This window comes from Streptomyces genisteinicus (genome assembly GCF_014489615.1).
Classification (GTDB): Bacteria; Actinomycetota; Actinomycetes; order Streptomycetales; family Streptomycetaceae; genus Streptomyces; species Streptomyces genisteinicus.
Genome location: NZ_CP060825.1, coordinates 2,172,469 through 2,196,729 on the forward strand (window position 1 = coordinate 2,172,469; position 24,261 = coordinate 2,196,729).

The 24,261-nt window shown below is 74.9% G+C and carries 17 protein-coding genes; 11 read left to right on the plus strand and 6 right to left on the minus strand.

Annotation, left to right across the window (positions count from 1 at the left end; genetic code table 11):
* Window positions 1-26: 26 nt before the first annotated feature.
* Complete coding sequence (locus tag IAG43_RS09580) at window positions 27-2,360, plus strand: serine/threonine-protein kinase (RefSeq protein ID WP_187740331.1); 2,334 nt, start codon at window positions 27-29, stop codon at window positions 2,358-2,360.
* A 49-nt stretch (window positions 2,361-2,409) separates the two neighbouring features.
* Here IAG43_RS09580 and IAG43_RS09585 read toward each other — a convergent pair whose 3' ends face one another.
* The gene (locus IAG43_RS09585; protein WP_187740332.1) at window positions 2,410-3,300 is read right to left on the minus strand and encodes an EI24 domain-containing protein; all 891 of its coding nucleotides are present in this window, start codon (window positions 3,298-3,300) and stop codon (window positions 2,410-2,412) included.
* Between the two features lie 119 nt (window positions 3,301-3,419).
* Here IAG43_RS09585 and IAG43_RS09590 point away from each other — a divergent pair, with 119 nt between their 5' ends.
* Window positions 3,420-5,972 carry a M14 family zinc carboxypeptidase gene (locus IAG43_RS09590; protein WP_187740333.1) on the plus strand — a complete coding sequence of 851 codons (2,553 nt, stop codon included), beginning with the start codon at window positions 3,420-3,422 and terminating at the stop codon, window positions 5,970-5,972.
* Window positions 5,973-6,027: 55 nt separating this feature from the next.
* Here IAG43_RS09590 and IAG43_RS09595 read toward each other — a convergent pair whose 3' ends face one another.
* Entirely contained in the window at window positions 6,028-6,450 is a 423-nt protein-coding gene (locus tag IAG43_RS09595) for an organic hydroperoxide resistance protein (protein WP_187740334.1), read from the minus strand.
* A gap of 79 nt (window positions 6,451-6,529) precedes the next feature.
* Entirely contained in the window at window positions 6,530-7,546 is a 1,017-nt protein-coding gene (locus IAG43_RS09600) for an NADP-dependent oxidoreductase (RefSeq protein WP_187740335.1), read from the minus strand.
* 99 nt (window positions 7,547-7,645) lie between these two features.
* On the opposite strand from IAG43_RS09600, the gene IAG43_RS09605 reads away from it, so the two are divergent.
* Window positions 7,646-8,083, plus strand: a complete 438-nt coding sequence (locus IAG43_RS09605; protein WP_187740336.1) for a MarR family winged helix-turn-helix transcriptional regulator — start codon at window positions 7,646-7,648, stop codon at window positions 8,081-8,083.
* An 18-nt stretch (window positions 8,084-8,101) separates the two neighbouring features.
* Here IAG43_RS09605 and IAG43_RS09610 read toward each other — a convergent pair whose 3' ends face one another.
* Window positions 8,102-8,842: an SCO2400 family protein gene (locus tag IAG43_RS09610; protein WP_187740337.1), complete on the minus strand. Its 741-nt coding sequence runs from the start codon at window positions 8,840-8,842 to the stop codon at window positions 8,102-8,104.
* 122 nt (window positions 8,843-8,964) lie between these two features.
* Between IAG43_RS09610 and IAG43_RS09615 the strand changes: the two genes are divergently transcribed.
* The 6 genes from IAG43_RS09615 to IAG43_RS09640 all read left to right on the plus strand — a co-directional run bounded on the left by IAG43_RS09615 (window position 8,965) and on the right by IAG43_RS09640 (window position 16,780).
* Window positions 8,965-9,540, plus strand: a complete 576-nt coding sequence (locus tag IAG43_RS09615) for a hypothetical protein (protein ID WP_187744375.1) — start codon at window positions 8,965-8,967, stop codon at window positions 9,538-9,540.
* Window positions 9,541-9,708: 168 nt separating this feature from the next.
* Window positions 9,709-10,866 carry a rod shape-determining protein gene (locus IAG43_RS09620; protein ID WP_246574196.1) on the plus strand — a complete coding sequence of 386 codons (1,158 nt, stop codon included), beginning with the start codon at window positions 9,709-9,711 and terminating at the stop codon, window positions 10,864-10,866.
* A gap of 8 nt (window positions 10,867-10,874) precedes the next feature.
* Window positions 10,875-12,539 carry a GAF domain-containing sensor histidine kinase gene (locus IAG43_RS09625; protein WP_187740338.1) on the plus strand — a complete coding sequence of 555 codons (1,665 nt, stop codon included), beginning with the start codon at window positions 10,875-10,877 and terminating at the stop codon, window positions 12,537-12,539.
* A 144-nt stretch (window positions 12,540-12,683) separates the two neighbouring features.
* A complete protein-coding gene (locus tag IAG43_RS09630; RefSeq protein WP_187744376.1) occupies window positions 12,684-13,823 on the plus strand; it encodes a nitrate/nitrite transporter in 1,140 nt (379 codons plus the stop codon).
* 148 nt (window positions 13,824-13,971) lie between these two features.
* Window positions 13,972-15,429 carry an acyl-CoA synthetase gene (locus IAG43_RS09635; protein WP_246574198.1) on the plus strand — a complete coding sequence of 486 codons (1,458 nt, stop codon included), beginning with the start codon at window positions 13,972-13,974 and terminating at the stop codon, window positions 15,427-15,429.
* Window positions 15,422-16,780, plus strand: coding sequence for a carboxyl transferase domain-containing protein (locus tag IAG43_RS09640; protein ID WP_187740340.1), 1,359 nt, complete (start codon window positions 15,422-15,424; stop codon window positions 16,778-16,780). Before IAG43_RS09635 ends, IAG43_RS09640 begins: the two co-directional genes overlap by 8 nt.
* A gap of 71 nt (window positions 16,781-16,851) precedes the next feature.
* Here IAG43_RS09640 and IAG43_RS09645 read toward each other — a convergent pair whose 3' ends face one another.
* Together IAG43_RS09645 and IAG43_RS09650 are read right to left on the minus strand one after the other, a co-directional pair.
* The gene (locus tag IAG43_RS09645) at window positions 16,852-20,547 is read right to left on the minus strand and encodes a S8 family serine peptidase (RefSeq protein ID WP_187740341.1); all 3,696 of its coding nucleotides are present in this window, start codon (window positions 20,545-20,547) and stop codon (window positions 16,852-16,854) included.
* A gap of 427 nt (window positions 20,548-20,974) precedes the next feature.
* Entirely contained in the window at window positions 20,975-22,783 is a 1,809-nt protein-coding gene (locus IAG43_RS09650) for an RICIN domain-containing protein (RefSeq protein ID WP_187740342.1), read from the minus strand.
* A gap of 518 nt (window positions 22,784-23,301) precedes the next feature.
* On the opposite strand from IAG43_RS09650, the gene IAG43_RS09655 reads away from it, so the two are divergent.
* Together IAG43_RS09655 and IAG43_RS09660 are read left to right on the plus strand one after the other, a co-directional pair.
* Entirely contained in the window at window positions 23,302-23,718 is a 417-nt protein-coding gene (locus IAG43_RS09655) for a VOC family protein (RefSeq protein WP_187740343.1), read from the plus strand.
* A gap of 60 nt (window positions 23,719-23,778) precedes the next feature.
* The gene (locus IAG43_RS09660) at window positions 23,779-24,234 is read left to right on the plus strand and encodes a DUF6153 family protein (RefSeq protein ID WP_187740344.1); all 456 of its coding nucleotides are present in this window, start codon (window positions 23,779-23,781) and stop codon (window positions 24,232-24,234) included.
* Window positions 24,235-24,261 lie beyond the last annotated feature (27 nt).

Here is a 24,261-nt window from a genome sequence, read left to right on the forward strand (position 1 = left end):
GTCATGGGCGGCCGTAGACTCTGCCCATGCGGCAGGAGGGGGAACTGGTCGACGGGCGGTTCCGTCTGGAACGGGTCCTCGGCCGGGGCGGGATGGGCCGGGTGTGGCTCGCCGAGGACGAGCGGCTGGGACGCCGTGTCGCGCTGAAGGAACTGCTCTTCCTCCACGGCACGGGCGAGGAGGGAGCGCGCCGCTTCGACCGTGAGGCGCGGGCACTCGCCCGGATGCGCCACGACGCGGTGGTGGCGGTGCACGACCTGCTCTCCCATCTGGACCCGCCGGCCATCGTGATGGAGTACGTGGACGGCGCGTCGCTCAGGGACGTGCTCCGCACCTCCGGGAAGCTGCCGTTGCCGGAGGCCGCGCGCCTCGGCCTCGCCGTCCTCGGCGCCCTGCGGGAGGCCCACGGCAAGGACGTCGTCCACCGGGATCTGAAGCCGGCCAACATCCTGGTGGCCGGCCCCCGGGTCGTCGTCACCGACTTCGGCGTCGCCCTGCTCGGGGACATGTCGCAGATGACCGGTCTCGGCGGCACACCGGGGACGTCGCTCTACATGGCGCCCGAACAGCTGGAGCACGACCGCGGCAGCGCCGCCTCGGACCTGTGGTCGCTCGGGGCGGTGCTGTGGGAGGCCGTCGAGGGGCGGCAGCCGTTCGGCAGGACGAGCCAGGCGGCCGTGGTGCGCGCGATCTGCGACGAGGAACCGCCCGAGGCGGAGCACGCCGGGGCGCTGGCGGACGTGATCCGCGGCCTGCTGGTCAAGGACCCGGCCGCGCGCATGACGGCGGAGGAGGTGGCTGCGGCCCTGGACGAGGCGTCCGCGGCGCTGGACGAGCCGCCGCTCCGGGCGCTCGAGCGCCCGGCCCCGGCGCCCCGGGCCGGCTGGGGCCCGCCGCCCGGGACCGGTCGTCCTCCCGCCCCGGACTCCGGCCGACGGCAGACGGACCCGGCGGACGCCCCGGACCCCGGCCCCGCGCCGACCGGCGGCACGCTCGCACCGGCGCCTTCGCCGGTCTCCGCCGGGTGGAGCCCCGGTCCTCCGCCGGTTCCCGCGGGTCGGGGGGAAGCGTTCGGCCCACCGCCACGGCATCCGGCCCCGGCCGCCGCCGGACCGGCAGACACCGTGCACACCGAGGTCCCGCCCCCGGCCGCGAGTGCACTGTTCACCGGGCCCCCGCCGCCCCGCACGGACACGCCCGCGTCGGGCTCGCTTCTCCGCGGGTATCTGCACGGCAATGCCGCTGCCCTGTTCCTGTCCAGCGATGTGTCCGACTTCCTGCGCAGGTTCAACGCACGCGGTTCCAAGCAGCGCCGTGCCGACGGCGACCCGGTCGGGCCCCCGCCCGAACCGTCCTCCCCGGACGCGCCGCCGGCGGCAGACGAGCCGCCGCCCGAACCCTCCCCGGCGCCTCCCGCCTCCGGCGTACGCCCCGGCTGGGGTGCGCCTGCACTCCCGCCCGAGCAGTCCCCGCCCAAATCGCCCTCCCCGGACGCGCCGCCGGCGGCAGACGGGCCGCCGCCCGAACCCTCCCCGGCGCCTCTCGCCTCCGGCGTACGGCCCGGCTGGGGTGCGCCTGCACTCCCGCCCTCCGGGGCCGTCACCCCGCCGCTGTCGGCGCCCGTCCGGGAACTGCTCGGCTTCTGCACCACCAGCACATGTCCGGACGAGAGAGCCCTGCTGCTCGCGCTGACGAAGGCCGCGCGGAGCCTCACCCCGCCGCAGATCGCGGAGGCCGTTTCCGCGCTGCGCGTGTTCGGAGGCCGTGCGAGGGAGGCGAAGACCCTGCTGCTCCAAGCAGGGCAATGGCTGCCGACCGACGAAGTGATTCTGCTGAGCGACCATCTGCGCGGCGAGCACAGGCATGACGAGGCCGACCTCGTCATGGTGGCTGCGGCACGCCTCCGGGGCACCGCCGCACTGCACGCCCTCCTGACGGCGCTGGGCGGCCCCCGCGGCCAGCGGAGATCCGAGGCGTGGCTCACCCACTCCCGTCGGGACACCCAGGTCGTGCGGCGGGCGGCAGGCTCTCGTCTGCCGGATCAGCGGGCGCCGGAGCGAACCGCCCCGCCGGCCGATCCGCCCGCGACGCCGGCCACCGCCGCGCCCCGCACCGACGGGACGGCCCCCGGCCCGGCACCGCTGCCCTCGGCGATCGACCCGCCGTTCACCCTGTACTGGTTCGCCGTGCCGGTGGTGCGGCGGGTCGTCGTGGCGGATCTCCGGCCGCGTGTGGTCGCCGACCTGCGGCCCGGTGTCTGGTACCTGGCGGTCGGGCAGCGCGGCCAGGCACTGGTCGTCCGGTTGGAGGACGGCCGCCACGGCCTGCTGCACGACACCAGCGACCTCCAGCGCGGCTGACCTCCGCCGGTCACTCCGACCGCCGCACCCAGTCCCCCGCCCCCGCGCCTCAGCGCCGTGGGCCCTGCCCCGCCTCGGGCCACACCACCGGCGGCGGCACGGTACCTGCGGCGGAGCCGCCCCGGCCGGCGTCGCCGGGGATCTCCCCGCCGGCAGTCTCCCCGCCGGCCTTGCCCGCAGCCTCCGACCCGTCCGCCCGGTCGGCGTCCGGCGCCAGGTCGCGGGCCATCAGCGTCGCCCCGGCGACCGCCCCCGGCATCAGCAGCACGGCGACGAACGGCACGAGGAACGCCAGCACCAGCGGTACGCCGAAGCCGAGGACGGCCGCGCGGCGGGACCGCAGCAGCCGCAGCCGCCGCTTCAGGTCGATGCCGCGGCGCTGCATGGCCACCGAGGTCAGCTCCTGCGTGAGGAAGAAACCGGAGACGCAGAAGCCGATCAGCGGCACGACGGTCTGACCGGCCACGGGGATGAAGCCGCACGCGAACAGGAGCACCCCGCAGAGCAGGACGCGCAGCAGGATCCGCAGCGAGTCGCGGGCGGAGATCCACAGTTCGCGCCAGAGCGGCAGACCGGACGTGGGCACGTCGCCGCCCTCGGTGCGGTCCACGTGCTCCGACAGGGACTCGTAGAAGGGCTGTCCGACGAGCAGCGTCACGGCGGTGAAGGTGATCACCGACAGGAAGAGCCCGAGGACGAAGAGGAGCGCGGTGAGCGCCCCGCGGAACGTGCCCTGCCAGGGCGAGGACCAGTCGTCGGCGAACGGGGTCGCCCAGGCGACCAGGTCGTCGGCGAACGCCACCAGCCCGGCGAGGGCCGCCGCGTAGAGCACCAGGGTCACCAGCCCGGGCAGCAGCCCGAAGCCGAACCACCGGCCGTGGCGGGCCACCCATCGCTGGCCCTTCATCAAGTAGCCGAAGCCGGCCCCGAAATCGCGCATCGGGCCAGCCTATCGGGGTGCCTCTTGTTGTCCGGCGGGCGAACCGGTAGACCCTGCGTACTGATCGTGTACCGCATCCTTCGGCCTCACCCTCCCGGCATCCGAAAGGTCCGTACCGCATGGGAACATCCCGACCCGTCGTGTTCCGTGCCGCGCTCACCACGCTTGCGGCCGCCCTCGCGGGCACCCTGCTCGTCCCGCCCGCCGCCACCGCGGCCCCCGGCCGTGACGAGCCCCGCTCCCACCCCGTGCGGGAGGGCGGCGGACGGGACACCGCGGCCGCCCGCACCCCCGCGTCCCTGTCCGGGGCGGCGCTCACGGCCCGCTCCCCCGCCCCGGCCCGCACCGGGGGTTATCCGCGCGAGACGGTGCTCGACCTGCCGCCGGAGAACCCCGCGGACAAGTCCCTCAAGCTCGGTCTGGCGCCGTACCATTCGCTGGCCCCGCGGCTCAACGCCCTCCAGCGGCTGGGCGACCGGGTGAGCGTCGAGGTCGCCGGCCGTTCGGCGGGCGGCCACGAGCTGTACCTCGTCACGGTGACCGCTCCGGAGAGCGCGGCCGAGGCCCGTGAGCAGGACAGGATGCGGGACCTGATCGCCGGCGATCCGGCGCGGGCGGCGAAGGACCGGCGGATCGGGGCCGCATACAAGACGCCGGTCCTCATCAACAACAACATCCACGGCAACGAGTGGGAGGGCACGGACGCGGCCCTGGAGTTGGTCGGGGAACTGGCGAAGGCGAAGGACGCCCGCACCGCCTCCCTGCTGGCCCGCAACCGGATCATGCTGAACGTCACGGCGAACCCGGACGGCAGGATCGCGGGCACCCGTGCCAACGCGGCGGGCTTCGACCTCAACCGGGACTTCGTGACCGCGTCGCAGCCGGAGACCCGGGCGATCCGGCGGATCGCGATCGAACGGCAGCCCGCCGTGATGCTGGACCTGCACGGGTACGTGAACGGCACCCTGATCGAGCCGACGACCCCGCCGCACGGCGAGAACTACGAGTACGACCTGTTTCTGAAGAACGCCTACGCCAACGCGCTCGGCATGGAGGCCGCGGTCAACGGCCTCGGCTACACGGCCGAGAAGGACGGGGTGCGGCCCGCCGTCATCCCGTTCCGGGACGAGAAGGAGGGCTGGGACGACTGGCCGCCCGTCTTCACCCCGCAGTACATGCCGTTCCAGGGCGCGGTCGCCTCGCACACGATCGAGTTCCCGATGACCGTCAACAACAGCGCCTACACCACCCTGCCGGTGGCGGAGCTGCGCCGCCGGGCCGCGATCAACACGGACATCGCCGGGGCGGCGATGCGCGCGACGCTGGAGTACACGGACACCCACCGCGCTTCGGTGATCGCCGACCAGATCGAGACGTTCCGCCGCGGGGCGGCCGGTGAGGCGCAGCGCCCGGTGTCGGAGGAGACCGTGCCCGGGGTGCCCGGCATCGGCCCGGAGGACGTGTACACGACCCGGTTCCCGCGGGCGTACGTCATCCCGGCGGGGCGCGGCCAGCGGTCGGCGGTGGCCGCGGCACGGCTGGTGGACCATCTGGTCGCGAACGACGTGCGGGTGGAGCAGGCGCGCAGCGGTTTCGTGCTGGCGGGCCGCGCCCACCCGGCGGGCTCGTACATCGTCGACATGCACCAGCCGAAGCGGGGCATGGCCAATGTGATCCTGGCGGACGGGCGGGACATCAGCGCGGACGTCTCCACGATGTACGACATCTCGGGGTGGAGCCTCGGCCTGCTGTGGGGGGCGACCGTGGAGCGGTCCGAGCGGCGGGCGCCGCGGGTGCCGACCCGGGCCGTGCGCGCGGCGTCCGCCACCGGGTACGTCGCCCCGTACGGCGACCTGGGGCTGCGGCTGGACGACCCGGCGGAGCTGGCGGCCGTCAACTCCCTGCTGGCGCAGGGTGTCCGGGTGCGCCGTGCGGCCGACGGCTCGGCGGTGGTGCCCGGTTCGGCGCGGGGTGCGGCCCGGGTCCTCGCGGAGCGGCTGGGGGTCCGCTTCGAGGCGGCGGCACGCCGGGGCGTGACGGAGATGCGCCGCACCCGGGTGGCGGCGGCGGTGACGTCCGGGGAGCTGTTCGCCCTGCGTGAGATGGGGTTCGGGGTGGAGCCGGTGTCCACGGCGGTGCTGAACGCGGGCTTCGACTGGTCGCGGGCGGACGCGCTGTTCGTGTCGGCGGGGCTCGACCACGGGGCGCTCACTCCTGCCGCGCGGGCGGCGTTCGGGGCGAGCGGGGTCCCGGTCGTCGGGCTCGGGGAGACGGGCGCCGCGTTCAACGCGGCGGCGCGGCTGCTTCCGGTGACGGCGGTGACGGGCAACGGCGACGCCAACGGGGTGGTGCGGGTGACCAACTCCGGGGGTGCGATCACCGGCGGCGCGCCCGGGCACACGTTCGTCTACGCGCCGGGCTGGTTCACCGCGCTCGGTGACGGGGTGCGGGTGGAGCAGTCGTACGGTGCCGGGAACCCGCTGGTCGCCGGTCACTGGCGGGCGGAGGAGGACGGCGGCGGCGGTCCGTCGGAGGCGTCCGGACGCGCCTCGGTCGTCTCGGGCACCGCGGCGTCCGGCGCCCCGGTGGTGCTGTTCGGCACGGAGCCGCTGTTCCGGGCGCACCCGAAGGGGATGTACGCGCAGATCGGGCGGGCGCTGCTGGCGCGCTGACGCGACGGCCCGGGGTCCCTCGTCCCGTGCGGGGCGAGGGAACCCGGGCGTGCGGTCAGACGGCCAGGTCGACCGTGATGTTGCCGCGGGTGGCCTTGGAGTACGGGCAGACCTGGTGGGCCTTCTCCAGGAGGTCCCTGGCGGTGGCGGCGTCGACGTTCGGGATCGTGGCGGAGATCTTCACGATGATCCCGAAGCCGTCGTCGTTCTTGCCGATGCCGACCTCGGCGGTGACCGTCGAGCCGCTGATGTCCGCCTTCTCCTGGCGGGCGACGACGCCGAGGGCACCCTGGAAGCAGGCGCTGTAGCCGGCGGCGAACAGCTGCTCCGGGTTGGTGCCGGCGCCGTTGCCGCCCATGGCCTTCGGCGGGTTGACGACGACGTCGAGCACGCCGTCGTCGGTGGCGACGCGCCCGTCGCGGCCGTTCTCGGCGGTGGCCACGGCGGTGTAGAGCACGTCGGACTGCTGGATGGACATGAGTCGTTCCTCCTGCTGGTTCGCCGCGACTCGCGCCCACGATCGCGACGGCTGGGCATGAGCCTAACGGGTGAACGTCTCAGCCCAGCGAGACGATCATCTTTCCGGTGTTCTCGCCGCGCAGCATCCCGGCGAAGGCGTCGTAGCCGCGCTCGATCCCTTCGACGACGGTCTCGTCGTACTTCAGCTCGCCCGAGGCGATCCAGCCGGCGACGTCCTCGGCGAACTGCCGCTGGAGGTGCTTGTGGTCGTTGACCAGCATGCCGGTCAGCCGCAGCCGCTTGCCGATGACCAGGGCCAGGTTGCGCGGGCCGGGGGTGGCCTCGGTGTTGTTGTACTGGGCGATCATGCCGCAGATGGTGGCGCGGCCGCCGACGTTGAAGGACGAGATGGCGGCTTCGAGGTGGTCGCCGCCGACGTTGTCGAAGTAGACGTCGATGCCGTCGGGGGCGGCGTCCTTGAGCTGCTGCGCGACGGGGCCGTTCTTGTAGTTGAAGGCGGCGTCGAAGCCGTACTTCTCGACGAGGAGCTTGACCTTCTCGTCGGAGCCGGCCGAGCCGATGACCCGCGAGGCGCCCTTGATCCGCGCCATCTGGCCGACCTGGCTGCCGACCGCGCCGGCCGCGCCGGAGACGAAGACGGCGTCGCCCTCCTTGAAGGAGGCCACCTCGAACAGGCCCGCGTAGGCGGTGAGTCCGGTCATGCCGAGCACTCCGAGGTAGGCGGAGAGCGGCGCGAGGGAGGCGTCGACCTTGACGGCGTGCTGGGCGGGGACGCTCGCGTACTCGCGCCAGCCGAGACCGTGCAGCACGTGGTCGCCGACCTCGAAGCCCTCGGCCGCGGAGGCGACGACCTCGCCGACAGCGCCGCCGTCCATCGGGTGGTCGAGCTTGAACGGCGGGGTGTAGGACTTCACGTCGTTCATCCGGCCGCGCATGTAGGGGTCGACCGAGAAGTGCAGGTTGCGCACGAGGACCCGGCCCTCGGCGGGCGCGGTCACCTCGGTCTCGCGGAGCGCGAAGTCCTCCGCCTCGGGCCAGCCGTGCGGACGGGCGACGAGGTGCCATTCACGGCCGGACGCGGGAAGTGCGGACATGCTGCGAGCCTCCAGGAGAGCTTCGTAATACTTCAGAACCTGAAACAACCATGCAGCTGAATATTTCAGATTGTCAAGCATATGGGTATCGTGGTGCCCATGGCCGCCCAAGGAACAGACCCCCTGACCGTCGAGGTCGTCGAGCTCATCGGCTCCGTCGTGGCCCGCTACCACGACGAGTACGAGCGGGCGGCCGCCGAGCACTCCCTCACCGGCGCCCAGGCCCGGGTTCTCGGGCTCCTGTCCATGGACGCGCTGCCCATGCGCCGCATCGCCCGGACGATGAAGTGCGAGCCGTCGAACATCACCGGCATCGTCGACCGCCTGGAGGTCCGCGGTCTCGTCGAGCGCCGCCCCGACCCGGGCGACCGCAGGGTCAAGCTGGCCGCGGCCACCGACGAGGGCCGGGAGCTGGCCCGGCGGCTGCGCACCTCGCTGGACTTCGCCCGCGAGCCGCTCGCCGAGCTCACCGCCGTCGAACGCGCGCTCCTGCGCGACCTGCTCAGACGGATGCTCGGCGACGCCACCGGGACCTGAGACGCCCGGGTCCGCGCGTCACAGGCACCACCACAGGAACCGCTCGCACGTCGGCGACGGCGACGGAGCGGGCGCGGGCCCGGACGGCGGCGGGGGCTGCTGGGACGGCGCCTGGGTGCCGGGCCCGTCCGACGGGGCGCCGTCCGACGGCGAGGGCGACGCCGACGGTCCGGAGCCCTCCTCCGACTCCCCGGTCGCCGACGGCGAGGGGCTCGCCTCCCCCTCGGCGGCCTCCGCCGTACCCGTGCCGCCCGTCTCCGGCCCGCGGACCGGCACCGCGGTCCGCCCGGCGGACGGCGACCCGGACGAGGCCACCGGCTGTTCCGTGACCTCCGCCAGCCCGTCGGGCACCGGCTCCTCGGACGGGGTGGGCTCGGCCGTCTCCGACTCGACGACGGCGCTCTCCCGCACCGCGGTCGCCGCGCCGTCGTCGCCCGGGCCCTCCGCGAACTGCGCGAAGCCCAGCGCGCCGGCGGCCAGCACCAGACCCACGGTCCCGATCGCCAGCCTGCGCCCGCGCCTCCTGCGCGCCCTGCGGCCCACCGGAGCCGGCTTGCGGCGCGACGCGGCCTGACGGCGGGCGCTGCGCGGCCCCGGCCGTGCGGGTTCCGGCTCGGGCTCGCGCTCCAGCTCGTGGACGACGGTGTCGGCCGCCGGGGCGGCGAAGCTGAGACGGCGGAGCTCCTCGACGGGGGTGCCGCACCCGGCACAGGCCAGAGCGCCGTTGAGGTGCCGTCCGCACGGGTGGCAGTAATCCATGGCCTTGGGAGGCTATGCGGAAGGAACGTTCGAGAGGCGGGCCGCTCTGTGAGGATCCTGTGTGGAATCACATCCTCCGCGGCGTGCCCGCTCGCGGTGTCCCCACCCGGCGCGCGGGCAGGATGCCGGGCATGAGCCCCGACGCCCCCTTCGGCCCCCTCGACTTCCAGCTCGTCCTGCTCCGCCGGATGGCCGACCAGCGGCCCGAGCTCGTCGACGACGCCCGCCGCCGGCTCGGGGTCACGGTCTCCGCGATGCGCGAGGCGAACCGCCGCTGGCAGGCGATGTGCCGCTCCCCCCGGGCCCGCGGCGCGCTCTCCCGCTACCGCTCGGTGCTCGGCGCCCCCGAGGCGTCCGGGCCCCGCCGCATCGGTGACCTGGAGTGCGAGGCCCACCTGTGGCCGGTGCCGCTCTGGCCCGGACTGCGCTTCGAGGTGCTGGCCGTCGCCGGGAGCGGGGCAGTCTGGAACGAATGGCTGGTGCGGGCCCCGGGTGCCGCGGGACCCGTGCTGCGCACGGCGGACGACCTCGTCCCCTGGTCGTGCACGGTCGACGAGGTCGCCCGCGCCTTCCCCGGGGCCCGCCCCCTGGAGGGCACCGCCCCCACCCGCTTCCGCCTCGCCCTCCCCGGCTCCGGGACCCCCGCCACGGCCCTCACCGCCGACTTCACCTGGGGACTGCTCCAGACGGTGGAGTGACGGCCGCTGCGCGGTCCGCGCGACGCGCTCCGCGCACGGGCCCTCGGCCCGCGGCACGCCACCCCCGCCGGACGGGCCCGGGCCGGGCCCGTCCGGCCCAGCCCAGCGCGCGCCCCCGCCCGTCCGATCCGACGATGCGAACACGTACCGCACTCGGGAGGACTTGTCATGACCGTCAGCCTTGAGCAGCTCCGGCGCTGCCATGTCGCCGTCGACCTGGGAGCCGCTCGGACCCGTGTCTTCGTGAAGGGCGCCGGGCTCGTCGTCGACGAGCCGAGCGTCGCCGCCGTGAACACCCGCACCGGCGCCCTGATCGCCGTCGGAGCGCTCGCCGAGAAGATGACCGGCCGCACCCCGGACTACATCCGCGTCGCCCGCCCCGTCTCCGGCGGCACCGTCGTGGACATCGAGATGGCCCAGCGGATGCTCCGCCACCTGCTCGGCGAGAAGCTCCGCCGCCAGCTGCGCCGCAAGCCCCGCCTCAGGGCCGCCGCCAGCACCCCCCACGACAGCGACCCGCTCGCGCAGCGGGCGACGGTGGAGACCCTGGTGGGGCTGGGCGCCCGGCGCGTGGAGCTGGTGGACACGCTGATCGCAGCGGCCGTCGGCTGCGGTCTCCCGGTGGAGCAGCCCACGGCCACCATGATCATGGTGTGCGGAGCGGCGACGACGCAGATCGCGGTGCTCTCGCTCGGCTCGATCGTGACCGCCGAACGCATCCCGGTCGGCGGCAACGCCATCGACTACGCCGTCATCCAGCACCTGCGCCACCAGCACGAGCTGCTGCTGCCCAGCCAGTCCGTCCGCCCCCTCCAGCTCGCGCTGCGGGGCAACGGCCTCACCGCACAGGGACCGGCGGTCACCGAGATCCACGGCCGGGACGTCGCCACCGGCCTCGCCCGGTCGGTACGGGTCGACACGGCCGCCGTGCGGGACGCGATCCACACACCGCTGACCTCCGTGCTCGACGGCATCGGCAAGGTGCTGCGGGTGTGCCCGCCGGACCTGGTGGCCGATCTGGTGGACCGCGGCATCATGATGGTCGGCGGCAGCGCCCTGCTGCCGGGCCTGGACCAGATGCTCAGGGACGCCACCGGGATGCCCGTGCAGATCGCCGAGCGGCCGGACACCTGCGCCGTCCTCGGGCTGGGCGCGATGCTGGAGGGACGGATCAGGCCGATGGTGCTGGACCCGCTGGCGGACGCGATCCCCGAGGCGCAGGCCGGCGTGCGCACCGAGTTCCTGAAGCTCGGCGACGGCGACCGCGCGAGCGTGACCGCGGGCGCCGGCCCGGTGCGCGACGACGCCGCCGACGACGGATTCTGAGGCGCCGCGTGACGGACGGGGAGCCGGGGGCGCCGGCCGCCCGCGGCGCCCCGCCCGGCGGTTCCCGGGACCTCTCCGGCCTCCTGGAGGCCGTCATCGGCGTCGGCAGCGAACTCGAACTCCGCCCGGCCCTCCAGCGCATCGCCGACACCGCCGCCCGGCTGACCGGCGCGCGTTACGCGGCGCTCGGCGTGCTCGACGCGGAGGGCCTGCGGATCACCGAGCTGTTCACCCACGGACTGACCGACGAGGAACGCCGCCGGATCGGGAAGCTGCCGAGCGGTGCGGCCGGACTCGTCGGCGAACTCATCCGCAACCCCTCCCCCCTCCTCCTGGACGACCTCACCGAGGACCCCCGTTCGTGCGGGGTCCCCGGCGGGCACCCCCGGATGCGCAGCTTCCTCGGCGTCCCCGTGCGGGTCGGCGAGGAGGTGTTCGGCAACCTCTACCTGACGGAGCGCCGGGGCGGCCCGTTCGGGGACGAGGACCTGGCGCTGGTCACGGTCCTCGCGTCGCATGCCGGGATCGCCGTCGAGAACGCCCGGCTCTACGAGACGGCCCGCCGCCGGGAGCGCTGGATCGAGGGCGCGGCGGCCGTCACCACGGCGCTCCTCGCCGGCCACAGCGCCGACGACGCGCTGACGGCGGTGGCGGAGCAGGCGAGAATCCTCGCCGGGGCGGCCGCCGGGGTGGTGCTCCAGCCGACCGGCGAGGGCGGGATGGAGATCGTCGCCGCGTCCACGCGGGACGACCCCGAGGGCCTGGTGGGGACGACGATCCTGCCCGGATCGCCGGTGCTGGTCCAACTGCTCGGCGGGGAGCCGGTCTTCGTCGAGGACTCGGCGACGGACCCGCGGATGACCACCGCGGTGCGCGGCCGCTTCGGCCCGTCGATGATGCTGCCGCTGCAGAGCGGCGGCCGTCTGATCGGCACCCTGGCGCTGCCGCGCCACCGGGGGGACCGCCCCTACACCGCCGTGGAGCAGTCGCTGGCCTCCCGGTTCGCCGCGCACGCCGCGCTCGCCCTGCTGCTGGCCGACGCCCAGCACGACCGGGAGCGCCTCGCGGTCTACGAGGACCGCGACCGGATCGCGCGGGACCTCCACGATCTCGTCGTCCAGCGGCTGTTCGCGACGGAGATGATGCTGGAGTCGACGCGCAGACGGGCCGCCGAGGAGGAGACCGCGTCGCTGATCGGGCGGGCGGTGGACGAGCTGGACTCCACGATCCAGGAGGTCCGCACGGCGATCTTCGCGCTCCAGCAGCCGCCCGCCGACGCGCCGACCACCTTCCGCGGCCGGGTGCTGCGCGAGACGCGCGGGGCCGCGGTGCTGCTGGGCTTCTCGCCGTCCGTCCGCTTCACGGGGCCCGTCGACGCCCTGGTGCGAGAGCCGCTGGAGGGCCGCCTGCTGGGCGAGCTGCGCGGCGCGCTCGCCGCGGCGCACCGCCGGGCGGGGGTGTCGCGGGTCGAGGTGGCCGTGGACGTGACGGTCCGTCTGCCGGACGGCGGGGACGGGGTCCGCCTGACGGTGCGGGACGACGGCACGGGGGAGGACGGCGACCGGGGCCCGCGGGAGGACGGTCACGGAACGCGGGAGGACGGAGACGGCACGCCGGAGGACGGCGACCGGGGCACCGTCGTCGTCTGGGAGGCACCGCTGCACGGCCGCTGAACCCCGCGCGGGACTCCCTCGTACGGAGCAGTCCAGCGCGCCCGGACCAGGCCGGATGCCTTGACTGGGCTGGTGGACACCGTCGCGAAGCCCTCGCCCGCGCAGAGCGCGAAGCCCTCCGCCGCCGCGTACCGCAACCTGATCATGGCCACGATCGGGTTCACGCTCACCTTCTGGGCGTGGAACCTGATCTCCCCGCTCGGCGGCGCCTTCAAGGATCGTCTGGACCTCAGCTCGTTCCAGCAGTCGCTGCTGGTCGCGGTGCCCGTGCTGGTCGGGTCGCTGGGCCGTATCCCGGCCGGCGCGCTGACCGACAAGTACGGCGCGAAGCTGATGTTCCCGCTGGTGTCCGCGCTCACCATCGTGCCGGTGCTGCTGCTGATCCCGGCCAAGAACTCGTACGCGGCGATGCTCGCGGTCGGGTTCCTGCTCGGGCTCGGCGGCACGACGTTCGCGATCGGCATCCCCCTGGTCAACTCGTGGTTCCCGCCGTCGGACCGCGGGCTCGCGCTCGGCATCTTCGGCATGGGCATGGGTGGTGTGGCGCTGTCCGGCTACTTCACCCCGCGGATCGCCGACCACGGGGTGAACCTGCCCTTCGTGGTGGTGGCCGTCGCCCTCGCCGTGTACGCCGCCCTAGCCGCGCTGCTGATCACCGACCACCCGGACCGGAAGGTGCCCACCACGACGCTCGGGCAGCGGCTGGGGCAGGCCGGACGGCTGCGGGTGACCTGGGAGCTGTCGGCGCTGTACGCGATCGGGTTCGGCGGCATCGTCGCGTTCGGCGTGTACCTGCCGACCTATCTGAAGACGTGGTACGAGCTCAGCCCCACCGACGCGGGCACCAAGGCCGCCGGATTCGCGCTGGTGACCGTCGTGTTCCGGCCGTTCGGCGGCTGGCTCTCGGACCGGGTCCATCCCGCCGTGGTGACAGCCGGCGCGCTCGGCTTCGTGGCCCTGCTGGCGATCGTGCAGGCCTTCGACCCGGAGCTGGACCCGGTCGGCACCATCGCCCTGCTGTGCATGGCGGCCGGGCTGGGCACCGCGAGCGGCAGCGTCTTCGCCCTCGTCTCGCAGGTCACCCCGCAGCCTCAGGTCGGCAGCGTCACCGGCATCGTCGGGGCGATGGGCGGCCTCGGCGGCTTCGTGCCGCCGCTGGTGATGGGCGCGATCTACAGCTCGCAGGGCTCGTACTCCATCGGCTTCATGCTGCTGTCCGACCTGGCGCTGGCGGGCTGCGTGTACGCGTACGGGCGGATGCGCACCCTGCGGCCGAGCGCCTGAGAAGCCAGAAGCGCCCGAGAACGGGCAGAGGCCCCCGCCGGGCGCCCCCTGTCTTCCCCGGGCACCCGTGCGCGCGGCCGCCCGGGCGACGATGATGCACCGGAGAGCCGCGCCCGGCGTGCGCGGCACGAGATCCGGAGGTCGACGAGTGAGTTCCCTCTTCCCGGCGCTGTCGGTCGCGCCCGGTGGCCCGGACCCGGTGGCTCTGCGCTTCGGCGAGCGGTCCCTGACGTACGGACAGCTGGCCGGCGCGGCCGGGGCACTGGCCGCCCGGCTGCGCCGGGACGCGGGGGCGGGGCGGGTCGCCCTGTGGGCCACCCCGGCCCTGGAGACCGCGGTCGGCGCCGTCGCGGCACTGCTGGCCGGCACCCCCGTCGTCCCGCTGAACCCGCGGACCGGGGAGCGGGAACTGGCCCACATCCTCGGCGACAGCGCACCCGCACTGGTGCTCGCCGCACCCGGCGACCGGCTCCCGGCGGCGCTGGACGCCCTGGCCCGGGTGGACGTGGCGGTGGACGGCGAGGGGCGGCTCCCGGACACCGAGCCGGAGCCGGACGCCGCGGCGCTGGTCGTCTACACCTCGGGCACCACCGGACCGCCCAAGGGCGCCGTGCTGCCCCGGCGGGCCGTCGCCACGACCCTGGACGCGCTGGAGGACGCCTGGCAGTGGGACGCGGACGACGTCCTGGTGCACGCGCTGCCGCTGTTCCACGTGCACGGTCTGATCCTCGGCGTCCTCGGGCCGCTGCGCCGCGGCGGCGAGGTGCGGCACCTGGGCCGCTTCAGCCCCGAGGGCGTGGCCCGGGAGCTGGGCTCCGGGGGCACCATGCTCTTCGGCGTGCCGACGATGTACCACCGGATCGCCGAGTCGCTGGACGGCGACCCGGAGCTGGTCAAGTCCCTCGCGGGGGCACGGCTGCTGGTGTCCGGCTCGGCGGCGCTGCCGCTGCCCGACCACGAGCGGATCGCGGCGGCGACCGGGCGGCGGGTGATCGAGCGGTACGGCATGACCGAGACGCTGATGAACACCAGTGTGCGCGCCGACGGCGACGCCCGGCCGGGCTCGGTCGGGGTGCCGCTGCGCGGGGTGGACCTGCGGCTCGTGGAGGAGGACGGCACCGAGATCACCGCCATGGACGGCGAGACGATCGGCGAGATCCAGGTCCGGGGCGCCCACCTGTTCACCGAGTACCTGAACCGGCCCGACGCGACGGCCGCCGCCTTCGACGGCGACTGGTTCCGCACCGGCGACATGGCGGTCCGCCCGGCGGACGGTTCGGTCCGGATCGTCGGCCGCAAGGCCACCGACCTCATCAAGAGCGGCGGCTACAAGATCGGGGCGGGCGAGATCGAGAACGTGCTGCTCGACCACCCGGCCGTGCGCGAGGCCGCCGTGACCGGGGAACCGGACGCGGACCTCGGGGAGCGGATCGTCGCCTGGGTGGTGGCCGCCGACCCCGCCTCGCCGCCGAGCGCCGACGACCTGACCGGACACGTCGCCGCCCAGCTCTCGCCGCACAAGCGTCCGCGCGAGGTGCGGTTCCTCGACGTCCTGCCGCGCAACGACATGGGGAAGATCATGAAGCGGGCGCTGCGCGATGGCTGACCCCGGAGTCCGGATCTCCGCCCGCGAGGCGATCGCCCTGGTCTGCGACACGTTCACCGAGCACGAGCTCGGCGAGGTGCCGCCGGCCGGCGACGGACCGCTGGGCTGGGAGGGCTACGGAGCGGCCCGCGACCGGGCAGCGCGCCGGACGGGCTCCGCGGAGTCCGTCGTCTACGGCGACGCGACCTGCGGCGGCGTGCCGTGCGTGGTGCTCTCCTTCGAGTTCGGTTTCCTCGGCGGCTCGCTCGGCGAGCGCACCGGGGACCGGCTGGAGGCCGCGTACGCCCTCGCGCGCGAGCACCGCCGGCCGCTGGTGTCGCTGATCGCGACGGGCGGCAGCCGGATGCAGGAGGGCATGGTCGCGCTCGGGCAGCTCCAGCGCGTGGCGCGGGCGTCCGTGCTGCTGCGCGAGGCGGGCGTCGGGCACCTCGCCGTGCTGCGCGACCCGACGACCGGCGGCGGCTGGGCGACCCTCGGCGCGGGCGCCGACGTGGTCCTCGCGCTGCCCGGGGCGCAGGTCGGCTTCGCGGGCTCGCGGGTCCGCCCGCCCGGGGCGGACCCGGCGGCATACTCGGCCGAGGGCCAGCTCGCGGCGGGACAGGTCGACGCGGTCGTGGCGGAGCACGCGCTGCGGGACACGGTCGCCTTCTGGGCCGGGGCCCTCGGCGGGGGCACGGGCGAGGCGCCGGAGGCGGCGCCCGTGCCGCGGGCGCTGGGGCCGGACGTGCGGCTGCCGCGCTCGGGCTGGGACGCCGTGCGGGCGGCCCGGGACCCGGGGCGGCCGCGGGCCGCGGCGTACCTGGACGACTACTTCACCCGGCGCGAGCCGCTGCGCGGCGACCGGTGCGGCGGCGACGACCCCGGCATGCTCTGCGGGGTCGGGCTGCACCAGGGGCGGCCGGTGGCCTACGCGGCCCAGGCGGGCACCGCCACCCGGCCCGCCGGCTACCGGACCGCCGCCCGGCTCGTGGAGTTCGCCGGCCGGCTCGGGCTGCCGGTGCTGACGCTGGTCGACACCCCGGGCGCGGCCAACGACGCGGAGGCGGAGCGGGCGGGCGCCGGTGCCGCCATCGCCGGCCTGTTCGGGGCGGTCGCCGCCGCGCGGACCCCCGTGACGAGCCTGCTGATCGGCGAGGGCGGTTCCGGCGGGGCGCTGGCCCTGGCCGCGCCGGGCCGGACCTGGGCCACACCGGACAGCTACTTCTCGGTGATCGCCCCGGAGTGGGCGGCCGCGATCCTCAAACGGGACCCGTCGCGTGTCGCGCACACGGCCGACCAGCTGCGGCTGCGCCCGCAGGACCTGGCCGAACTGGGCGTGATCCGGGGCATCGTGGGGCCGGCGCCGCACTGAACCACAGCACGGAAGCACGCGAAGGGCCCGGCGCGGATGCGCCGGGCCCTTCGGGGTGCGGGGTGCGGCGGTTACCGCACGCCCACCGCCCGGATGATCTCCTGCTTCACCGAGCCGCCGCGGTCGTCGGACGCCGAGGCGCGCACGGAGATGTGGTCGGCGCCGGACGGGACGCGGACCGAGCCCTCCCAGGCGGCCGCCTTGCCGCGGACGCCGTCGAGTCCGACCTTCGTCCAGGTCTTCCCGTCGTCGAAGGAGACCTCCAGCGTGCCGCCGGTGATCCGGCCCGTCTTCTCCGCGCCCTCGATGTACTCGGCGAAGATGCCGAGGTCGAGCCTCTTGCCGCCACGCACGTCACCGCGCAGATCGGTGTCGATGTCGAACCCGAGGTTGAGGAGCGGCAGATAGGTCCGGCGGTCCGAGGGGGTCTCGCCGGAGCGGAAGGTCCACTCGGAGTGGCCCTTCACGGCGAGCCGCCAGCGCTCCGGGTCGAGCGTGGTGTCGGTGACCACCCGGTACGTCCGCTCGGCCGGGTCCGCGTCCCAGTGGTTGAGGCCGGAACTCATCTTGCGGTCGATGCGTTCGCCGTCCACCCAGAGTTCGGTGAACTGCGTCATCGAGGTGTCGTTCCACACGTCGCCGAAGCCGGTGTGGTCGGGGCCGGAGTCGCCCCAGCCGGGGGTGTTGAACGCGAGGTCGTTGCCGGTGCGGGTCTGGCCCCAGCCGAGGCCGGTGCCCAGCCACGGGTGCAGCACGGGCTTGAACCAGTTGAGCTCGGAGCGGGTGCCGCCCCGGTAGGAGGGGGTGCCGCTGCGCTGCTCGATGGCGCCGGGGCCGTTGCTCATCGACTCGTGCCAGCGCTGGCCGGGGCCGGTGGACACGTAGTCGGTGCGCTCGGCCGGGAAGGCCACCTTCTCCTGGAAGCCGAAGCCGATGGGGAAGGTGTCGGTGACCGAGTAGCGGTACTCGCCGCCGTCCGCGGGCTTCGCGGCGTGGAACTTCGTGTCCAGCACGGCGAGTTCGCGCTTGGACGGGCGGTAGGTGAGGTCGCGGTCGGGCACGCGGCCCGGGTGGCCCTGGGAGAGGTCGTAGACGTACGGGGTGTACCGCGTGCCGTCGAGCTCGACCGTGCGGGCGCGGCGGGCGGCGTCGGCCAGGAGGGCGCCGTCGGCGGCGTTCACGGTCGCCACGTGCAGCGGCCGGTCCTCGTACGCCTCGGTGCCGAACCACTGCATCAGCCGGCCGGGGGCGGCGTCGGTGACGAACAGGGCCACCGCTCCGGCGTCCTGGGCACGCTGGGCGATCTGCGCGGGAACACCGTCCCCGAGACGGACGAGGACGGCCTTGCCGCGCACGTCCTTGCCCTGGAAGCCGGCGGCCGAGCCGTCGCCGGCGTCCACGACCGCGAGCCTGCGGCGGCCGTCCAGGACGGCCGTCCCGCCCTGCGGGGTGGCCTCCGAGAGCTGCCTGCCGCCCGCGGTGACGCTGAGCACCGGCTTGCCCAGGCGCCAGACGGTCCGGTACTCGAAGGTGCCGGTGGCGGGCTTGTCGGTCGGGGCCGCGAAGATGCTGTCGTACTTCGGCGGGACCTGCACGGCGCCGCCGTAGGAGACGCCGTTCGCGTCCCGGTCGAACTCCATCAGCACCTGTCGGGTCTCGGTCCGGCGGTCGACGTCCGCCGTGAGTTCCCGCAGCTCGCGCCCGTCGAGGGTGATCTCCCGGTCGCGGTCGAGGGTGATCTCGGGGTCGGTGAGGAAGCCGAGGCCGAGCGAGTCCGCGCCGTGGCTGCCGCGCACGTCGAGGAAGGTGCTCACGGTGTACGTGCCCGGCTTGAGCCGCAGTTCCAGCGTGCCGGACTCGCCGACGGCGGCCGGGAAGGGCTCGGCGCCGGCGGCCAGCCGCTGGACGCCGAGGCCGGCGGGGGCGGGGGCGCCGTCGCGGTCCTTGACGTGGACGGTGAGGGTGTAGCGCTCCTCCTCCTTCACCAGGCCGAGGGCGGTGCGGGCGACCGTCTCGCCGCCGGCGGACGCGGTGACGCTGCCCGAGGAGTTGCCGACGGGGGCGCCGGTGCCGTCGCCGGTGACGGTGGTGGACGCCGTCGAGCGGGCGGGCACCGTGAGGCGGGAGTCCGCGACCGAGGCGACGCCCGCGGGCATGCCCTCGATCGCGAGGTCCAGGGTGACGGGGGCGTCGGTGTGGTTGGTGTACGTCACGGTCTTCGTGACGGGCTTGTTCTCCTCGTAGGGCCACGCGTAGAAGCCGAGGTCGGCGGAGCCCGTGGCGGTGACCGTGGCGCCGACGGCCGAGGGCACGTCGAGCCGGCCCGCGCCGAGCGCGTACGCCGAGGCGTCGAGGCGCTTGGACGTCGACATCAGGGCGTCCTTGAGCTGCTGCCCCGTCCAGTCGGGGTGCTTCTCGGCGAGGAGGGCGGCGACGCCCGCGACATGCGGGGTGGCCATCGAGGTGCCGCTCATCGCCTGGTAGGGGCCCTCGCCCGGGGCGAGCCCGGAGCGTGCGGCCAGGATGTCCACGCCGGGGGCGGACAGGTCGGGCTTGAGCGCGTTGTCGCCGAAGCGGGGGCCCTGGCTGGTGAAGTAGGCGGCCTCGTCGGCGGAGTCGACGGCGCCGATGGTGAGCGCGGAGTCGGCGGCGCCCGGGGAGCCGATGCTGCCGGGGGCGCCGGAGTTGCCGGCCGCGATCACGAAGAGGGCGCCGGTCTCGGCGGAGAGCGTGTTGACGGCCTGGGCCATCGGATCGGTGCCGTCCGACGCCTCGCGGGAGCCGAGGCTCATGGAGACGATCTTGGCGTCGATGTCCTTGGCGGCCCACTCCATGCCCGCGATGATCTGCGACTCGCTGCCGGAGCCCTCGTCGCTGAGCACCTTGCCGACGGCCAGTTCGGCACCCGGGGCGACGCCCTTCTCCCGTCCGTCGGAGGCGGCGCCGCTGCCGCCGACGGTCGAGGCGACATGGGTGCCGTGCCCGTCGCGGTCGGCGACCTCCTGGCCCTCGATGAAGCTCTTCGTCTCGGCGAGACGGTCCTTGAGGTCGGGATGGTCCGCGTCGACGCCGGTGTCGAGGACGGCGACCTTCACCCCCTTGCCGGTCAGCCCGGCTTCCCACGCCTTCGGGGTGCCTATCTGGGCGTTGGACTCGGCCATGTCGGCCTCGACGCGCCCGTCGAGCCACACCTGCGAGACACCGGCGCCGAACGCGGAGCGCGAGCGCCCCGAGGTGACGGAGTCCCAGAACTCCCCGGAGGCCGCCGCCTCGACCGCCGCGCCGCCGATGCTCGGCAGTCCGCGGACCGTCTCCGCGCCGCGCGGCGCGACGGCACGGGCGCCCTTGCCCCAGGAGACGATCAGCGGCAGGCCGGCCTCGCCGTGGAGACCCTGCTCGATGAGCCCGGTCACGTCGAACAGCCGCTCGTCGAGGACCCCGGCGGCCAGGTAGGGCCGCGCCTCGTCGGGCACCACGGTGATCCGGCCGTCGGAGACCTCGCTGCGCACCGCGCCGGTGGCGCCCCGGGCGCGGTCGACCGTGACCGTCTTCCGCTCGCCGCCGAGGTCGGTGACGGTCACCTTGTCGCCGGTGATCAGGGTGACGGTGTGCGCCGCGTGGGCTGCGGCGGTGGCGGGACGGCCGGCCGCTGCGGCGGCCGGATCACGGTCCGCACCGGCGGCCAGGGCCTGTCCTGCGGGGAGCAGTACGAGCGAGAGCCCGGCGGCCATCAGCCGGGCCCGGCGCCTCGCTGGCGCTCGTGTCATGGGGAAGCCTCTCCTCGTGAACGCCCGGTCGACGGGGGGTGATGCCGGGGCGTTGCGCAGCAGTCTGGAGGCTTGGAACGCGCTTGCGGGCCGCGGGACCTGGCGGTTAGCTGCCATGGCGGCTGCCCGCCAGGGGGCGTTCGGGGTGTTGCGGGCGTTGCGGGGTGGGGTGCGCTTCTCGGGCGTTGTCGGACGCTGTGGCGGCGGGACGACGGGCTGCGGGGCCGGAACAACTGGGTGGCCTCGGGCCGTCCGGCGACCCCGGACACGGTCACGCACAGGGCCGGACCAGCCGGGAGGCCTCAGCCCGTCCGGCGACCCCGGACACCGTCGCGGGCCGTACCCGCCCGCCGGCCCGCGGCCGGACCACCGCACGGCCCCGGCAGCACACCGGTCCCGCCCGGGCAGCGCCCGGACCCCGACCGCCTCAGACCCGTCCGGCCGGGACGGGAGCAACCGCCGCGTGCAGGACGGCCTCGCGCGAAGGCCGCGGCGACGGGCCGGCGGCCGACGACGGCGTCGCCTGCCCACCGGTGACCGGCGGCGGGTCGCAGGCCTCCGGCGCGCAGGACACCTCCCCGGGGAGCGGGCCGTCGACCTCGGTGGCGTCCGGCGCGGAGTCGTCGCCTCCCCGCAGGGGGCCCGCGTCAGGGCGTCCGGTGGCCGTGGTCGCCCAGAGCTGGGCCGGGGAGTCGTCGCGCACCCTGACCGTGACGGGGGCACCGGCGTCGGGCGACACCGGCACGACCGCGAGCCCCTCGTTCCAGCGGGGGACGATCTGCCCCGTGATGGTCAGGTCGTAGCGGACGTCGGTGCCGTCGGGGGCGGCGCGGCCGGTGCAGGAGCCCGCGACAACGATGCCATCGAGTCCGCGCGAGTCCAGGCAGAGCCCGGGGGCGAGTGCGCTGCGCAGCCGGCCGTCGGTCTCGTACACCCAGCGCTGGCTGGGGGCCGCCGAGCAGGCGGCCATCAGGATGTCCGCGTCCGCCCGGGCGTCGCCGCCGGCGAAGTCGACGCACAGGTCCGCCTCGACGTTGCGCAGGGAGAGGGTGACCGGTCCGGCCGGGTGACCGGCCGAGGTCGTGGAGGGCAGCGGGGCCGACGGGGTGCCTGCCGACGGGTCCCCCGCCCCGGGAGCGGGGCGGGCGCTGCCGGTGACCGTTCCGCCGGGGGCGGCGGGGCCGGCGTGGTCGGGCTCGTCGTCCGGCCAGAGGGCGGTCGCGAGGCCGGCGACGAGCAGCCCGGTGACGGCGACGGCCGCTCCGATGCCGAGCGCGGTGGGAATCGTCCGCTCGGCGGCGGCCCGCCGGCCGCGCAGGACCAGGTCGGGCAGGGCGGCCCGCGCCCGGCCGGACCGGGAGTGGCGGCCGCGTCCGGCGGGCCCCGGCCCGTCGGACCGGTTCTCTCCGCCCGCCCTGAGCCTGGCCTGGCGGCGCCGTCCGGGCCGGGAGGCGAGGTAGGGGGCCGCGGCGCCGCCGAGCAGCCCCTCGGCGAGGAGGACTCCGAGCCGTCCGCCGGTCTGGTCGAGCTGGTCGGCGGCGTCCCGGCAGTAGCGGCACTCGGAAAGGTGCACCTGGATGTCGGGGATGAGTTCGCCGCCGCGCCGCAGGGATATGTCGAGGAGCCGGTTGTAGTGGCGGCATTCCCGGGTGGGGGCGTGTTCGCGGTGGGTGCGGACGCAGGTCTGGCGGAACTGTTCGCGCGCCTGGCCGAGTTGCTCGGAAGCGAGGCGGGGGTCGATTCCGAGGAGGCCGGCGGGGACGGATATCCCTTCGGCCTCCGTCTCGGCGTGCCAGAGCAGCACCTGCGGCACCATGGGCATTGCGTGGAATGCACGGGCCACCAATTGGCGGTTCTCGGCCGGTGGTCCGGGAATCGTGAGACCCGGCAGCGCCGTGGTGACGTCCGGGTCGGCGGCCCAGCTCCTGGCGATGTGCCGGGCGGTGACCAGAAGGTGGGGGCGCACGGCCCCCGTGACCCCGTTGCGCGCCAGCGCGTCGAGTACCTGGGCGAAGGCGGCCGTGGCCAGCATGGAGGCCGTCCGCGCGGAGGGCGCGCAGGCCGCCGCGTAGTCGAACAGGGGCTGCCAGTGGCGTGCCAGCAGACCGGCGACGGGGCGGGCGGGCCGGGCCGTGTCGTCGGTCCTCAGTGCGGCGGCGAGTTCCTCGTCGGAGCTCCCGGTCACCTGTCCGGCGGGCGGGGAGGGCACGCTCCCGGGCGTGCTGGGGTGCTGCATAGACGTCTTTCCATCCATGGCAATGCGGTGGGGGGTTGCGGTTTCGGCCATCGGCTCCGGCCGGCGGGTGCCGGCGGCCGGTCGAAAGGGGCGCGCCTGTTGGTACACACCTTCTGGTGGCGATGCCCTCTCTTTTGGAGAGGCCCACCCACAGGAAATTCGAACGGTTGATCAGAATGGCGTTTGTTCGGATGCGAGGAGGCTCACCCTGGCACAACTTCCCCGCCATGAACAAGAGTTCCGTTCTTCCCGCCATTCCCCACCGCACAGGATCGGACAACTTCAGGGGCCGGGAACCGCTTTCTGCGAAGGCCGACGAGTACGGCAATGCCACCCCAATGGAGGGCCGCTCCTCGACGTTTGCCCGAAAGCGGCCCGAACTCGTCCGGGTTACCGCACGAAACCCCTTCACTTCTGCACACCCGCCCCCGGAAAAGACACGTTCGGCGACCCGCCCGCCCCGGCACGGCGCCGCCGGTACGCTGCGCTCCGACGAAACGTCACGAAAGGGGATCAAGGTGGCCACTCGCCTCAATCCGTACCTCAGCTTCGCCGGTGACGCGAAGCAGGCGATGGAGTTCTACAAGAGCGTCTTCGGAGGGACCCTCACGTCCCACACCTTCGGCGAATTCGGCGGGGCTCCCTCGGAGGAGTACACCGACAAGATCATGCACAGCATGCTGGAGACGGGCAGCGGCTACACCCTCATGGGCGCCGACAACCCGCCCGGCATGGAACACCGCCCCGGCACCAACTTCTCCGTGAGTCTCAGCGGTGACGACGCGGACGAACTGCGCGGCTACTGGGAGAAGCTCTCCGCCGACGGCACCGTGGCGGTCCCGCTGGAGAAGCAGATGTGGGGCGACGTCTTCGGCATGTGCACGGACGCCTGCGGCATCTCCTGGCTGGTCAACATCACGGGCACCGACGCCTGACCCGTCCCGGCACGCGGGTCACGGCCACCGCGCGGACGGCCGCCGCCTACGATGGCGGACATGATCCGGCGACAGCGGCGGCGCACGCCCCGGGCCCACGGCACACGGGCCCGCCTGCTGCTGCTCCTCGCCGTGCTCACCGGACTGCTCGCGATGCACGGCCTGGTGTCCGCACCGGCCACCGCCGCCCCGGCCCCGGCCGGCCACGTAGCGGCCGCGGAGCATCCGCCGGCCGCCTCCCACGGCCGCACCGACCCGGCACCGGCCCCCGCCTCCGCGGCCCGTGCCGCGGAGGCGGCCGTGCACGACGGCCACGGCGGCGCCGACGGCCACGCCGAGCACGCCGACGGCACCTGCGCGGCGAGCGGGCTCGGCGGAGCGCCGGCCCTCCCCGCACTCGTACCGGGACCCTGCGCCCCGTCCCTCCCGGCTTCCGCGGCCGCGTGCGACGGGCGCACGGGCGAGTCGGGCCGCGGCCCGCCCGCGCTGAGCGAACTCCAGGTCCTGCGCATATAGGCGTCCCCCGCGGCGCCGCCCTCCCCG